Here is a 12,437-nt window from a genome sequence, read left to right as displayed (position 1 = left end):
CCCTCGATGGTGCCGGACCTTCCCCCGCTGCCCGCGCTCACGCGCGCCGAGGGCGAGCTGATCGACCGTTATCTCGACGTGGTCGACCTGCTGGGCCGTATCAACCCGGCCCGGCGCGAGGACACCTACGGCGGACTGCGCGCGGCCCAGGCGCTGGTGAGCCGGGCGGCCGAGCTGCGCGACGCGCTGGTGCTGATGCACGGCCGGGGCGAGCGGGAACTGCACGCCACGACACTGGCGCGGGCCCTGCGGGTCCTGGACGGCGAGCGGCGTACGGCCAGGGTCACCGTGCCGCCCGAGTCCGGCAATTGACGCATCGGCACCGCTTCCGGACGCCCACGGTCTGACGGGGCGTCCGGAGCGCGGTTGAAACGGACCAAAAGACGTACCGCCATTTGCAGGAGATGCGGCTCCATTTTCGGGACCGCCGAGGTTGCGCAACGCGCGTGGTTCAGGGAGGGAATGAGGAGTTTCTGTGCTGGTCGCGCGGCACGTGGACCCCTCGACGCCGCTTTGTTAGGTCAGGTGTCCACCCGAACGGGTGAGTGGTGAGTAACAACACAAACCCCCGGTTCCATTGGGTTTTTGGGACATCCGTGCGCCAAGATCCCTGTCTGACGACAAGCCCCCGCCGCAGCGGCGGGGCGATCCGGGCGGACGCCGAGTCCTGCCGCCGCCCGGATGACCGGTCGACAGGAGTGGATCGGCAGGAGTGGAGGACCCAAGCAACGACGGGTCGCCGGAACGGTCACGCCATGACCGCATCGAGCAGCCCTTGGGGTGAAGCCGCGTCAGCGGCCGGGCAACTTCGCCAGCCCGAATCCGACAGGTCATCCTTCACAGGCGGCTGACGAAGGGTTGCGCATGACTGCGCTCAATCGTGTCCCGTCGCTGATGGTCCGGGCCGGTACGGCCTCGGCCTTCGCCATCGCCGCCGTGGGCGGCTCCGTCGTGGTCCCGGGTGTCGCAGCCGACGCCGCCGCCGCGACGCCGGCGACGAAGGCGCTCAAGGTAGCGGCATCGAAGAAGGGCTTGCCGTACAAGTACGGCGCCACCGGGCCCCGCCGCTTCGACTGCTCAGGGCTCACGCTGTACTCGTTCAAGAAGGCGGGCAAGAAGCTCCCGCGCACGGCGGCCCAGCAGTACAACAAGACCCGCCACATCGGCGCTGGCAGCCGCAAGGCCGGCGACCTGGTGTTCTTCCACTCGGGTTCGAACGTCTACCACGTCGGTATCTACGCCGGGAAGGGAAAGATCTGGCACGCCCCCAAGACCGGGGACGTGGTCAGGCTGCAGAGGATCTGGACGAAGAGCGTCTGGTACGGCCGGGTCAAGTGACGCCCCCGAGGGGGCGGCGGCGACCTGACCTCCCGCCGCCCCCTCGGGTCTCCCCGGACGCGTGACACGGGCTCAGGCGGTCCCCCGTGCCCCCATGGCCGACCATCGCCCGTGCACCGGCCCTGCACCGCCCTTGCACCGCCCGCAACGAGACCCCGCCGGTGCGCGCCGACCGCACCCGCCGCCCAGCACCGCTCGGCCCCGCGCCGCTGGAGTGACCGCGGGCGAGGCGATCCTGACGGTCCTGACGGTGTGTCCGGGCCCTTGGGGCTGCTTCCGGCGAGCGCGGCTCTCCGAGCACCGCAGAGCCCGACGCCTGCGCACCCGGCGCATCGCCCCGGAGCCGTCACCGCGCCCGCACTGCCCCTGGGACTCCCGCACTGTCGAACTGACGTTTCTACGGCTCCTGCTGCCCCACGGCGGTGACCGGCTCCGCCGGTACCGTCCACGGGAGTTCGATGGAGACGGTCTTGCCGCCCTCCCGGGTGGGCCTGACTCTCAGCCTGCCGCCACTCTCTGCGGCGAGCCAGCGGATGATCACCATTCCCCGTCCGTTGTCCTGCTGGACCGCGGCGGGCAGCCGCTTGGGGAAGCGGGGGTGGCTGTCGGTGACCCCGATGCGCAGCTGTTCGTCACGGTCCAGCTCGATGTCCACCGTGAAGGTGGGTGACTGCCCGAAGGTGTGCTGTACGGCGTTGGTGGCGAGTTCGGAGACGATGAGGCGGACGGTTTCGGCGGCGTCCGTGGTGGACGGCAGCCCCCACTCCGCCAGTGTGCTCAGGACATAGGTGCGGGCCGCGGAGACCGAGGCGGGTTCGCTCGGCAGAGTGACGGATGCTTCCAGGTGGTCTGCCATGGCGACGTCGTCCCTTTCCCACGGGACCGGAGTCCGACACGGTGCGGATGGTTCGAGTACGGTCCCGGACTGGTGGTTCATCGCCAGAGTGCCATCACGGAGGCTGTGACGGGTGCCGATCCACCAAGATGTGCATATATCTGTCGCTCGAAGCGGTGAACTCTGCGACGCGAGACCGTATTTGGGCGGCTCATAAGGAGTAAGGAGGAGCGCATGCAGCACGGCCCCGCGGTGCGCCGGCGGAAACTGGGCGCCGAACTGCGTGCGTTGCGCGCCGGTGCGGGGCTCACCAGCGGTGAGGCGGCCCGGCTCGTGGGCTGGCACCAGTCGAAGGTGAGCCGCATCGAGACCGGTGCCAGCGGGGTGAAACCGGCCGATGTGCGGTTACTTCTCGACGCCTACCGCGTGGGGGACGCGAATCTGCGGGAGCTGCTGCTGGTATTGGCGGGCTCCGACGAGGGCGGCGGCCGGCACCATTGGTGGCACGCGTACCGGGGCGTCCTGCCGCCGACGTACCGGGACTTCATCAGTCTGGAGTCCCAGGCGAGCGCGATGCGCACGCTGGAGACCTCGGTCGTACCGGGACTGCTCCAGACGCCCGAGTACGCCCGCGCGGTGACCCGGGCCGCGGTGGACGGTCTCGACGACGAACGTCTCGACGCGCTGGTCGAGGTCCGGCTGGCCCGGCAGGACATCCTTCGGGCGCAGCCGCCCCTGGAGTTGAGCGCGGTCCTGGACGAGGCGGTGCTGCGGCGGGAGGTCGGCGGTCCCGAGGTGATGGCCCGTCAGCGCGAGCGGCTCCTGGAGGCTGCGCGGCTTCCTCAAGTGCGGCTGCAGGTACTGCCGTTCACTGCCGGGGCGCATGTGGGTATCACTGGGCCTTTCGTAATCTTCTCATTTTCGCGCACTTCTGATCTGGATGTGGTTGTTCTCGACCACTTGACGAGTAGCCTCTACCTCGAACGGAAAGAAGACCTCCAGGCCTACACCGAGGCCTTCAACACCCTTCGGATCCACGCCCTTTCGCCCGAGGACTCGTTGGATTACCTCGCCGGGATGGGTGACGGCGCGTAAGGAGGCACCATGTCCGCATTGCCTCGGAACGTAATCTCCAGTACCCGATTGCCCGAAGTGCGCTGGCTGCGCAGCAGCTACAGCACCGGGGCGAACAACTGCGTCGAGACAGCGAGGCCGTCGGCCGGGCCGTGTGCCGGGCTGCTCGCCGTACGCGACTCCAAGGACCCGGACGGACCCGCGCTGCTCTTCTCCCCCGAGAGCTGGGCGGGCTTCGTCCGCGCGTTCTGACCGTTTCCGTCCGTTCGGCGCACGGCCGTGTCACGCCGACTCATGGTCGTGTTCCGCCGATCACTCGTACAGCGCGTTCGATCTGCTCCTCGGAGAGGTCCGCGCGGGCGGTCAGCCTGAGCCGTGAGATGCCGTCGGGCACGGAAGGGGGCCGGAAACAGCCCACCAAGAGCCCGGCGGCACGGCAGTCGGCCGCCCACTGAACGGCCTCCTCCGGAGAGGGCGCGCGCACGGAGACCACCGCGGCGTCCGGACGTACCGCTTCCAGACCCGCGGCGGTCAGGCGTGCGTGCAGTGCGGTCGCCACCTCGCGCGCACGCGTGGCCCGCTCGGGCTCACGGCCGAGCAGCCGCAGGGCCGCGAGGGCGGCCCCCGCCGCGGCGGGGGCCAGACCGGTGTCGAAGATGAACGTCCGTGCCGCGTTGACCAGGTGTTCGACGACCCGTGCGGGGCCGAGGACGGCGCCGCCCTGGCTGCCGAGCGACTTGGACAGCGTGACCGTGACGACCACGTCGTCGGCGCCCGCGAGTCCCGCCGCGTGCGGGGCCCCGCGGCCGCCGGCGCCGAGCACACCCACGCCGTGGGCGTCGTCGACGACCAGGCCCGCGCCGTGCTCCCGGCATGCCTCGGCTAGGCCGGCCAGGGGAGCCGCGTCGCCGTCGACCGAGAAGACCGTGTCGGACACCGCGAGGGCGGGTCCTTCGTGGGTGCCGAGCGCCTTGCGCACCGCGTCCGGGTCGGCGTGCGCCACCACCTGGGTGGTGCCGCGGGCCAGCCGGCAGCCGTCGATGAGGGAGGCGTGGTTGCCCGCGTCGGAGACGATCAGCGAGCCGTGCGGCGCGAGGGCGGTGACGGCGGCGAGGTTGGCCGCGTAACCGGAGGAGAAGACCAGCGCGGCCTCGAAGCCGCAGAAGTCGGCCAGTTCGCGTTCGAGTTCGCTGTGCAGCTCGGTGGTGCCGGTGACGAGCCGGGACCCGGTGGCGCCGCCGCCCCAGGTCCGCGCGGCGGCTACGGCGCCCGCCACGACCTCGGGATGACGGGCCAGGCCCAGGTAGTCGTTGCTCGCGAGATCGAGCAGCGGCGAGTCGGCCGGGCGTGGCCGCAGGGTCCGTACGAGTCCGGCCCGCCGGCGCGCCGCCGCCTGCTCGTCGATCCAGCCGAACGCCATGGGGTCCTCCGGGGCTTTTGTAGACAACGGACAGACCCTAGCGGCAGCAAACGCTACCCACGGTGTGGCAATACCCACACGTCAAAGCGGGTGAGTTGTTCGATCCCTACCTTGGCCGGAAGCGGGTCCGTAGGACAGGATCGGCTCTCATGGACCTGCTGAACACGCTGGTGGACAAGGGGCTTCGGCGCGAGCTGCCGACCCGCGAGGAGGCGCTGGCCGTGCTGGCCACCTCCGACGACGACCTGCTCGACGTGGTGGCCGCGGCCGGAAAGGTGCGCCGGCACTGGTTCGGACGGCGGGTGAAACTCAACTATCTCGTCAACCTGAAGTCCGGGCTGTGCCCCGAGGACTGCTCCTACTGCTCCCAGCGGCTGGGCTCCTCGACCGGCATCCTGAAGTACACCTGGCTCAAGCCGGACGAGGCGTCCCAGGCCGCGGCGGCCGGCCTCGCGGGCGGCGCCAAGCGGGTCTGTCTGGTGGCGTCCGGGCGCGGTCCGACCGACCGTGACGTGGACCGGGTCGCCGGCACCATCAAGGCGATCAAGGAGCAGAACGAGGGCGTCGAGGTGTGCGCCTGTCTCGGTCTGCTCTCCGACGGCCAGGCCGAGCGGCTGCGCGAGGCGGGTGCGGACGCCTACAACCACAACCTCAACACGTCCGAGTCGACCTACGGCGACATCACGACCACCCACACCTACGCCGACCGGGTCGACACCGTGACCAAGGCGCACGCGGCCGGTCTGTCCGCCTGCTCGGGTCTGATCGCCGGCATGGGCGAGAGCGACGAGGACCTGGTCGACGTCGTCTACTCGCTGCGCGAGCTGGACCCCGACTCGGTTCCGGTGAACTTCCTGATCCCGGTCGAGGGCACCCCGCTGGCCAAGGAGTGGAACCTCACCCCGCAGCGCTGCCTGCGCATCCTCGCGATGGTCCGCTTCGTCTGCCCGGACGTCGAGGTGCGTATCGCCGGCGGCCGCGAGGTACATCTGCGCACGATGCAGCCCCTCGCCCTGAACCTCGCCAACTCGATCTTCCTCGGCGACTACCTCACCACCGAGGGCCAGGCCGGCAAGGCCGACCTGGAGATGATCGCCGACGCCGGCTTCGAGGTGGAGGGCGCGGGCGAGGTGACCCTGCCGGAGCACCGGGCGACGGCCGGGGGCGGCTGCGGCTCGCACGAGTCCGCTGGCTGCGGGTCCCACGAGGGCGGCGGCGTCTGCGGTACGGCGGCCCCGGCCGCCCCCGCCAACGAGGCGCGGACCGATCTCGTCGCCGTACGCCGTCGAGGCGCCGGAACGGATCTCGCGCCCAATGCCTGATCTGCCCGGCCTGCCCGTACCGGAGCTGCTGGCGCTCGACCGGCGGCATGTGTGGCATCCGTACGGTCCGATGCCCGGCCGGGTCGACCCGCTCGTCGTGGAGTCGGCGAGCGGGGTGCGGCTGCGCACCCCCTCCGGTGAACTCGTGGACGGCATGTCCTCCTGGTGGTCGGCGATCCACGGATACAACCACCCGGTGCTGAACGAGGCCGCGCGGGAGCAGCTCGGGCGGATGAGCCATGTGATGTTCGGCGGGCTCACCCACGAGCCCGCGGTCCGGCTCGCGAAGCTCCTTGTCGACATGTCTCCTGACGGCCTGGAGCATGTCTTCCTGGCCGACTCGGGGTCGGTGTCGGTCGAGGTCGCGGTGAAGATGTGCCTGCAGTACTGGCGCTCGCTGGGCCGTCCGGGCAAGCAGCGGCTGCTGACCTGGCGTGGCGGCTACCACGGTGACACCTGGCAGCCGATGTCGGTGTGCGACCCCGAGGGCGGGATGCACGGGCTGTGGTCCGGGGTCCTGCCCCGCCAGGTCTTCGTGGACGCGCCCCCGGCCGGGTACGAGGAGTCGTACGCCGAACAGCTGCGCGCGGCGGTCGAGCAGCATGCGGACGAACTGGCCGCGGTGATCGTGGAGCCGGTGGTGCAGGGTGCGGGCGGGATGCGGTTCCACTCCCCCGCGTATCTGCGGGTGCTGCGCGAGGCCTGCGACGCGCATGACGTGCTGCTGGTGTTCGACGAGATCGCGACCGGGTTCGGCCGCACGGGCGCCCTGTTCGCCGCCGAGCACGCGGCGGTGACGCCGGACGTGATGTGCGTCGGCAAGGCGCTGACCGGCGGCTACCTGACGATGGCGGCGACCTTGTGCACGCCGCGTGTGGCCGACGGCATCTCGCGGGGCGAGGTCCCGGTGCTGGCCCACGGCCCCACCTTCATGGGCAACCCGCTGGCCGCGTCGGTGGCCTGTGCGTCGATCGGGCTGCTGCTCGGGCAGGACTGGCTCGCCGAGGTCAAGCGCATCGAGGCGGGGCTGCGGGAGGGGCTGGCGCCGGCCCGTGAGCTGCCGGGTGTGAAGGACGTACGGGTCCTCGGCGCCATCGGGGTCGTGCAGCTGGACCACGACGTCGACATGAAGGCGGCGACGGAGGCCGCAGTGCGCGAGGGCGTGTGGCTGCGGCCGTTCCGCGACCTCGTCTACACGATGCCGCCCTACGTCACGGGTGACGGGGACGTGGCACGGATCGCGCGCGCGGTGTGCGCCGCCGCCCGGGAGGGATGACATGCCGGTACTGGTGATCACGGGGACGGGCACGGAGGTCGGCAAGACCGTCACCACGGCCGCCGTCGCCGCCGCCGCGCTCGCCGCCGGACGGACGGTCGCCGTCCTGAAGGCCGCGCAGACCGGCGTACGGCCGGACGAGCCCGGGGACGCCGACGAGGTGGCGCGGCTCGCGGGCGCCGTGACGAAGGCCGAACTCGCCCGCTTTCCCGAGCCGTTGGCCCCGGCGACGGCCGCGCGGCGGGCGGCTCTCCGGCCGGTGCACCCGGCGGAGGTCGCCGAGGCCGCCGCCAAGCTGGCCGTCGAGCACGATCTGGTGCTGGTGGAGGGGGCGGGCGGGCTGCTCGTCCGCTTCGACGACGAGGGCGGGACCCTGGCCGACGCGGCACTGCTGCTGCGGGCGCCGGTCCTGGTCGTGGCGGCGGCGGGCCTGGGCACGCTCAACACCACGGAGCTGACGGCCCGTGAACTCCGGCGCCGTGAACTGGAGTTGGCGGGTGTGGTGATCGGCAGCTGGCCCGACTCCCCGGATCTCGCCTCGCGTTGCAATCTCGGGGATCTGCCGGAGGTGTCCGGAGCCCCGCTGCTCGGCGCCCTCCCGGCCGGTGCCGGTCGGCTGGACCCCGCCGACTTCCGGGCCGCGGCGCCGGCTTGGCTGGCACCACGGCTGGACGGGACGTGGGACGCGGAGGCGTTCGGGGTGCGCGAGGCGCCCTGAGACGTCTTCAGGGGACCTCGCTCTCCGCGATGAGACGCACCAGTTCGATGCGGGAGCGGATGCCCAACCGGGTGAAGACGCCCCGCAGATGGTGGTCGATGGTGCGCGGGCTGAGCGCCAGACGGGCGGCGATCTCGCGGTTGGTGGCGCCCTCGGCGACCATGCGGGCGACCAGCAACTGCTGGGCGGTGAGACGTGCGGCCGGGTTCACGGCGTGCGTCGGCGCCGCGGGGGCGCCTAGCGCGCGGAGCTCGGCGCGGGCCCGCGCCGCGCAGTGGGGCGCTCCGAAGTGCTCGAAGGCCTCCAGGGCGCTGCGGAGCCGGTCGCGCGCCTCCGGGCGGCGGCGCAGCCGGCGCAGAGCACTGCCGAACAGCAGCTCGGTGCGGGCGCGTTCGAAGTCCCGGGTGCCCTGGGCGTGGTGGTCGAGGGCGGTGCGGTAGTGCTCGACCGCCTCCTCACCGGGGGTCAGCAGGGCACGGCAGCGGGCGCTCAGGGCGAGGTCGTCGGGGCTGCGTACGGCCGTCGCCCAGCGGTGGTAGTCGGCGTGGGCGGCTCGGGCGATCCGGGTGTCGTCGGTGCGGGCGGCGGCCTCGACGTAGTGCGGGGTGGCCAGGTGCCGGATGGCCCGGTGGCCGTGGCCGGGGCCGAACCCGGCGAGGGCGCGCAGCCGGGCCGCCGCTCCGGCGAAGCGGCCGTCGGTGAGGTCGAGGAAGGCGAGCGCCCACTGGGCGAGGGCGGCGGGCAGGCCGAGGCCCCGGGCGAGGGCGTAGGAGCGGGCGGCGGCGGCGCGTTCGCGGCAGACGTCGGCGTCTCCGGTGATCGCCGCGAACATGGCGAGGGCGGCCTGGAGGTGACAGGCGCCGTTGTCCTGTCCGGTGGCGTACGCCTGGTGCAGGGCCTCCGTCGCCGCCGCCTGTCCGGCCCGCGGGCGGCCGGTCCAGAAGTCGGCGTAGGCACGGAACTCCATGGCCTGTGCCATGACGGCCCTCGTGCCCCGGGCCCGGGCCGAGGCCGCGGCCCGGAGGGTCGCGGTGGCGGCGCCGGTGTGGTCGCCGAGCATCAGAGCGGCGATGCCCGCGTGGACCAGGAGGGTGGGGTCGCCGCCGGGGCCGCAGCGCCCGGCCGCCGCGCGCAGGAGGTCGCGGGCGTCCTCGTAGCGCCCCTCGAAGGCGGCCGCGAGTCCGCCGAGCGTGCCGGGCGGTGCGATCCCGAGCCGGTCGGCGAGGCGGGCGGCCTCCCGGCAGCGGCGCAGGTCACCGGTGTAGATGGCGGCCTCGGTGGCACGGGCGAGGAGGTGGCGGGCGGGATCGTCCGGCTCCTCACCGCCTGAAGAACCGTTCCCTCTCGGCGGGTGGGCGGGTCTCGGCCGGTGGATCAGCGCCGTCAGCAGACCGTCGAACGCCTCCGTCGCGTTCCCCGCGCGCAGCGCGAACAGGCCGCCGAGGGCCTCGTCGGCGGTGCCGCCGGCGGCGAGCGTGCGCGCCCGGTCGCCGTCGCCCGCGTTCCAGGCGTCCAGGGCGGCACGTGTCAGCAGGCGCGAGCGTTGCGCGGGGTCCGTGCCGAGGGCGGCGGCCCGCTCCAGGAGGGCGCGCGCCAGATCCGGCCGACCGCCGGCGCGGGCCTTGTCCGCGGAGCCGCGCAGCTCCGCCGCGAGCCGTCCGCTGGGACCGAGGGCACCCGCGCCGCGGTGCCAGGACCGGCGGGGTGTCTCGCCGGCGCCGTGCAGCACGCGGGCCAGCAGCCGGTGCACGTCACGGCGGTCGGCCGGGGAGCCGGACTCGTACGCGGCGATCCTCGTCCAGGCGTCCCGGAAGACGACTCCGTCCGCCCCCGAGTGGGCCACGCCGGCCGCCTCCGCGGTCTCCAGCGGGCGGGTGTCGAGGCGGGCGGCGGTGACGGCTCGCAGGAAGGCGTGGGTGGCGACCGGATACTGGTCGGCCGCCGCGAGGAGCAGGAGGAGACGGGTGTCGTCGGGCAGGGCCCGGATCTGCGCGCGTAGCGCGCGCAGCAGGGCGGGCGCCAGGTCGGCGGGGTCGGTGGGGAGCGGGTCCAGGCCGGTCGACTGACGGCCGGTCAGCCGCGTCACGAGTTCGGCGGCGGCGCGCCGATCGCCGTAAACGGAATGCAGCAGCCGCACCCTGACGCCCTCGGGGAGGGCCGATATCACGGGCTGCGGTGGCGAAGTGCGGGTCTGATGCGGAGGGTTCACCGGAGTCACCACACAACTCACGTTACTGGCGAGTTAATTGACCCGTAAAGACCGGCGACTTCACCGATGCGGCGCGCGTAGACCCCCGCTGACACTCCTGACAACCCCACCCGTTTCAGGAGGCATCATGCAGCGCTTCGGGCGTCGCATCGCCGCGGCCGGCACGGCCGTGGTCACTTCTCTCCTTCTGGCACTCCCCCTCGCCGCGGTCCCCGCACACGCGGCGACCCACAACCCCGTCGTCTTCGTGCACGGGCTCAGCAGTGACGCGAGCAGCTGGGACGACTGGATCGCCGACTTCAAGGCGGACGGTTACAGCGCGTCCGAGCTCGACGCCTGGTCGTACAGCTGGTCGCAGTCGAACGTGACCACCGCCCAGCAGCTGGCCAGCGAGGTCCAGCGGGTGCTCAGGGCGACCGGCGCCTCGAAGGTCGACCTGGTCACCCACTCGATGGGCGCGCTGAGCGCCCGCTACTACCTGAAGAACCTCGGCGGCACCGCGTACGTGGACGACTTCGTCTCGGCCGCCGGCGTCAACCACGGCACGACCACGGCGTCCTGGTGCTCGTGGCTGTACACCTCGTGCGCGGAGATGTACACCGGCAGCTCCTTCCTCACGGCCCTCAACTCCGGTGACGAGACGCCGGGCGGCGTCGCGTACGCCAGTTACTGGTCCAACTGCGACGAGGCCCTCACCCCCGACACCACGGCGATCCTCGGCGGGGCCACGAACGTCGAGGTCGGCTGCGTCTCGCACACCGACATGAACAACGACCACGGCGTCTACGAGCAGGTGCGCGACTTCGTCGGGTGAGTCCCCGCAGGGGTACGACGGGGTCCCGCGGGGGACAATCGCTGTGAGGCCAGTCCTGTCCGGTGAGGGAGGCTGCCATGGCGCTGCGGTCCGCCGGTTCCGGCAAGGTGTGCCGGGACCCCGTCCACCATCCGCTGTTCGCCCGGTACTACGCCCGGCTCAGCGTCGCCGCCGAGACCCGGATGGGCATGGCCGGTGTGCGGGAGCGGCTGCTCGCCGGGCTGTCCGGGCGGGTGATCGAGATCGGCGCGGGCAACGGCCTGAACTTCTCGCACTATCCCCGCACGGTCTCCGAGGTCGTGGCGATCGAACCGGAGCGCCGGTTGCGGCAGTTGGCGGTGGAGTCCGCGCTGCGCTCGGAGGTGCCGGTCGACGTGGTCCCCGGAGCGGCGGAGGCGCTGCCCGTCAAGAGCGAGGCCTTCGACGCCGTGGTGATCTCACTGGTGCTGTGCAGCGTGCGCGAGGTGCCGCGCGCGCTCGGCGAGGTGCGGCGGGTGCTGCGGCCCGGCGGGGTCGTGCGGTTCTTCGAGCACGGCAGGGGCGGCGGCCCGGCGATGCGTTTCACCCAGCGCGCCCTGGACCGCACGCTGTGGCCGCCGCTGAACGGCGGCTGCCATCTGGGCCGTGACCCGGTCGCGGCCCTGCGGGCGGCCGGGTTCGAACTCGGCCCCTACCGGCGGGTGTCGATGCCGGAGAAGGGGCCGACACTTCCCACGTCCTTCTGTGTGCTGGGCACCGCCTGGCGGCCGCCGCGGGAGGGCTGATCAGAGAGTCCATCTCCGCAGCTCGCGGGCGATGTCGTGCACCGAGGCGTCGCCCTTCTTGGCCACCTTGGCGAGATCCCGGACGAGTTCGGGCGAGGTGACGACCCTGAGCCCGCTCGCGACGAGATAGGCGTACCCCACCGCGCAGGCGAACAGCACATTGGTGCGCTCCAACGCCGGCACATGGATGAGGAGTTGCAGAAGCGCGGCGGCGCGCAGGTGCGGACTGTCGTAGACCGGGATGTCGAAGATCTCCGCCTGGTGGCGTGCCACGGCGGCGACCAGCGCGCCCCAGTCGGCGACCTGGGGATCGCCCGGGGTCTTCTGCTCCGCGAGCATCAGGAGCCAGGCGAGGTCGATGTGCAGATCGCTCAACGAGTCTCGTGGTCCTTGCCGAACTCCTCCGCGAACACGGACTCGTACTGCTTCATGAAGTCGGCCGCGGCCTCCACGAAGGCCTGGCCCGCCTCGCCGGTGTCTTTCCTGACCAGTTCCTCGATGTAGCGGTTGACGCTCACGCCGCGGGCGAGGGCACGTTCACGGGCGGCGCGGGCGGTGCCCTCGTCCACCCGCACGTTCAACTGAGTCTTCGCCATACCTCGAAGCTAGCGCCGAAGTGCTAGCAACGGCAAGGGGCGCCGGGGGCGGGTGAAATGTGCCCCTTACA

Annotated in this window: 14 protein-coding genes and 1 riboswitch; of the genes, 9 read left to right on the top strand and 5 right to left on the bottom strand. The window is 72.2% G+C overall.

Translation table 11 applies throughout. The annotated features are described in order from the left end of the window. The first annotated feature begins 6 nt into the window (after positions 1-6). Positions 7-312, top strand: coding sequence for a hypothetical protein (locus AQI94_RS17055; protein ID WP_031039801.1), 306 nt, complete (start codon positions 7-9; stop codon positions 310-312). Positions 313-664: 352 nt separating this feature from the next. Next, positions 665-861, top strand: a riboswitch (cyclic di-AMP (ydaO/yuaA leader). 3 nt (positions 862-864) lie between these two features. After that, the gene (locus tag AQI94_RS17050; RefSeq protein WP_031039799.1) at positions 865-1,338 is read left to right on the top strand and encodes a C40 family peptidase; all 474 of its coding nucleotides are present in this window, start codon (positions 865-867) and stop codon (positions 1,336-1,338) included. 397 nt (positions 1,339-1,735) lie between these two features. Here the strand turns inward: AQI94_RS17050 and AQI94_RS17045 are convergent, their stop codons facing one another. Further along, entirely contained in the window at positions 1,736-2,194 is a 459-nt protein-coding gene (locus tag AQI94_RS17045) for an ATP-binding protein (RefSeq protein WP_031039797.1), read from the bottom strand. Between the two features lie 213 nt (positions 2,195-2,407). On the opposite strand from AQI94_RS17045, the gene AQI94_RS17040 reads away from it, so the two are divergent. Both AQI94_RS17040 and AQI94_RS17035 read left to right on the top strand, forming a co-directional pair. Beyond that, on the top strand, positions 2,408-3,268 hold the full coding sequence (locus AQI94_RS17040; protein ID WP_031039796.1) for a helix-turn-helix domain-containing protein: 861 nt from the start codon (positions 2,408-2,410) through the stop codon (positions 3,266-3,268). Between the two features lie 9 nt (positions 3,269-3,277). Continuing rightward, positions 3,278-3,499, top strand: coding sequence for a DUF397 domain-containing protein (locus tag AQI94_RS17035; RefSeq protein ID WP_031039795.1), 222 nt, complete (start codon positions 3,278-3,280; stop codon positions 3,497-3,499). 40 nt (positions 3,500-3,539) lie between these two features. Here AQI94_RS17035 and AQI94_RS17030 read toward each other — a convergent pair whose 3' ends face one another. Continuing rightward, on the bottom strand, positions 3,540-4,667 hold the full coding sequence (locus AQI94_RS17030) for an 8-amino-7-oxononanoate synthase (protein WP_031039794.1): 1,128 nt from the start codon (positions 4,665-4,667) through the stop codon (positions 3,540-3,542). 149 nt (positions 4,668-4,816) lie between these two features. Here AQI94_RS17030 and bioB point away from each other — a divergent pair, with 149 nt between their 5' ends. Genes bioB through bioD form a run of 3 tightly spaced genes read left to right on the top strand, consistent with a single transcriptional unit; the run spans position 4,817 to position 7,983 of the window. After that, positions 4,817-5,989 carry a biotin synthase BioB gene (gene bioB, locus AQI94_RS17025; RefSeq protein ID WP_031039793.1) on the top strand — a complete coding sequence of 391 codons (1,173 nt, stop codon included), beginning with the start codon at positions 4,817-4,819 and terminating at the stop codon, positions 5,987-5,989. Beyond that, positions 5,982-7,265: an adenosylmethionine--8-amino-7-oxononanoate transaminase gene (locus AQI94_RS17020; protein WP_031039792.1), complete on the top strand. Its 1,284-nt coding sequence runs from the start codon at positions 5,982-5,984 to the stop codon at positions 7,263-7,265. The genes bioB and AQI94_RS17020 overlap by 8 nt, the downstream gene beginning before the upstream one ends. A gap of 1 nt (position 7,266) precedes the next feature. Next, positions 7,267-7,983, top strand: coding sequence for a dethiobiotin synthase (gene bioD / locus AQI94_RS17015; protein ID WP_062229794.1), 717 nt, complete (start codon positions 7,267-7,269; stop codon positions 7,981-7,983). A gap of 7 nt (positions 7,984-7,990) precedes the next feature. Here the strand turns inward: bioD and AQI94_RS17010 are convergent, their stop codons facing one another. Then, complete coding sequence (locus AQI94_RS17010; RefSeq protein ID WP_225890218.1) at positions 7,991-10,201, bottom strand: helix-turn-helix domain-containing protein; 2,211 nt, start codon at positions 10,199-10,201, stop codon at positions 7,991-7,993. A 118-nt stretch (positions 10,202-10,319) separates the two neighbouring features. Here AQI94_RS17010 and AQI94_RS17005 point away from each other — a divergent pair, with 118 nt between their 5' ends. Together AQI94_RS17005 and AQI94_RS17000 are read left to right on the top strand one after the other, a co-directional pair. Further along, positions 10,320-11,006 (top strand): esterase/lipase family protein, encoded by a 687-nt coding sequence (locus AQI94_RS17005; protein ID WP_031040332.1) that lies wholly within the window; start codon positions 10,320-10,322, stop codon positions 11,004-11,006. A 77-nt stretch (positions 11,007-11,083) separates the two neighbouring features. Further along, the gene (locus AQI94_RS17000; RefSeq protein ID WP_031040329.1) at positions 11,084-11,770 is read left to right on the top strand and encodes a class I SAM-dependent methyltransferase; all 687 of its coding nucleotides are present in this window, start codon (positions 11,084-11,086) and stop codon (positions 11,768-11,770) included. Here AQI94_RS17000 and AQI94_RS16995 read toward each other — a convergent pair whose 3' ends face one another. Together AQI94_RS16995 and AQI94_RS16990 are read right to left on the bottom strand one after the other, a co-directional pair. Next, complete coding sequence (locus AQI94_RS16995) at positions 11,771-12,145, bottom strand: hypothetical protein (protein WP_031040326.1); 375 nt, start codon at positions 12,143-12,145, stop codon at positions 11,771-11,773. After that, complete coding sequence (locus tag AQI94_RS16990; RefSeq protein ID WP_031040323.1) at positions 12,142-12,366, bottom strand: hypothetical protein; 225 nt, start codon at positions 12,364-12,366, stop codon at positions 12,142-12,144. The genes AQI94_RS16995 and AQI94_RS16990 overlap by 4 nt, the downstream gene beginning before the upstream one ends. Positions 12,367-12,437: the final 71 nt, after the last annotated feature.

The sequence above is a fragment of the Streptomyces pseudovenezuelae genome (assembly GCF_001513955.1).
GTDB lineage: Bacteria > Actinomycetota > Actinomycetes > Streptomycetales > Streptomycetaceae > Streptomyces > Streptomyces pseudovenezuelae.
The sequence above is the reverse complement of the archived record's forward strand: the minus strand, read 5'-3'. Positions and strand labels throughout refer to the sequence as shown.

Coding starts and splice junctions, on each gene's coding strand:
- AQI94_RS17055 (WP_031039801.1), top strand. CDS start 7: ATGGTGCCGGACCTTCCCCCGCTGCCCGCGCTCACGCGCGCCGAGGGC.
- AQI94_RS17050 (WP_031039799.1), top strand. CDS start 865: ATGACTGCGCTCAATCGTGTCCCGTCGCTGATGGTCCGGGCCGGTACG.
- AQI94_RS17045 (WP_031039797.1), bottom strand. CDS start 2,194: ATGGCAGACCACCTGGAAGCATCCGTCACTCTGCCGAGCGAACCCGCC.
- AQI94_RS17040 (WP_031039796.1), top strand. CDS start 2,408: ATGCAGCACGGCCCCGCGGTGCGCCGGCGGAAACTGGGCGCCGAACTG.
- AQI94_RS17035 (WP_031039795.1), top strand. CDS start 3,278: ATGTCCGCATTGCCTCGGAACGTAATCTCCAGTACCCGATTGCCCGAA.
- AQI94_RS17030 (WP_031039794.1), bottom strand. CDS start 4,667: ATGGCGTTCGGCTGGATCGACGAGCAGGCGGCGGCGCGCCGGCGGGCC.
- bioB (WP_031039793.1), top strand. CDS start 4,817: ATGGACCTGCTGAACACGCTGGTGGACAAGGGGCTTCGGCGCGAGCTG.
- AQI94_RS17020 (WP_031039792.1), top strand. CDS start 5,982: ATGCCTGATCTGCCCGGCCTGCCCGTACCGGAGCTGCTGGCGCTCGAC.
- bioD (WP_062229794.1), top strand. CDS start 7,267: ATGCCGGTACTGGTGATCACGGGGACGGGCACGGAGGTCGGCAAGACC.
- AQI94_RS17005 (WP_031040332.1), top strand. CDS start 10,320: ATGCAGCGCTTCGGGCGTCGCATCGCCGCGGCCGGCACGGCCGTGGTC.
- AQI94_RS17000 (WP_031040329.1), top strand. CDS start 11,084: ATGGCGCTGCGGTCCGCCGGTTCCGGCAAGGTGTGCCGGGACCCCGTC.
- AQI94_RS16990 (WP_031040323.1), bottom strand. CDS start 12,366: ATGGCGAAGACTCAGTTGAACGTGCGGGTGGACGAGGGCACCGCCCGC.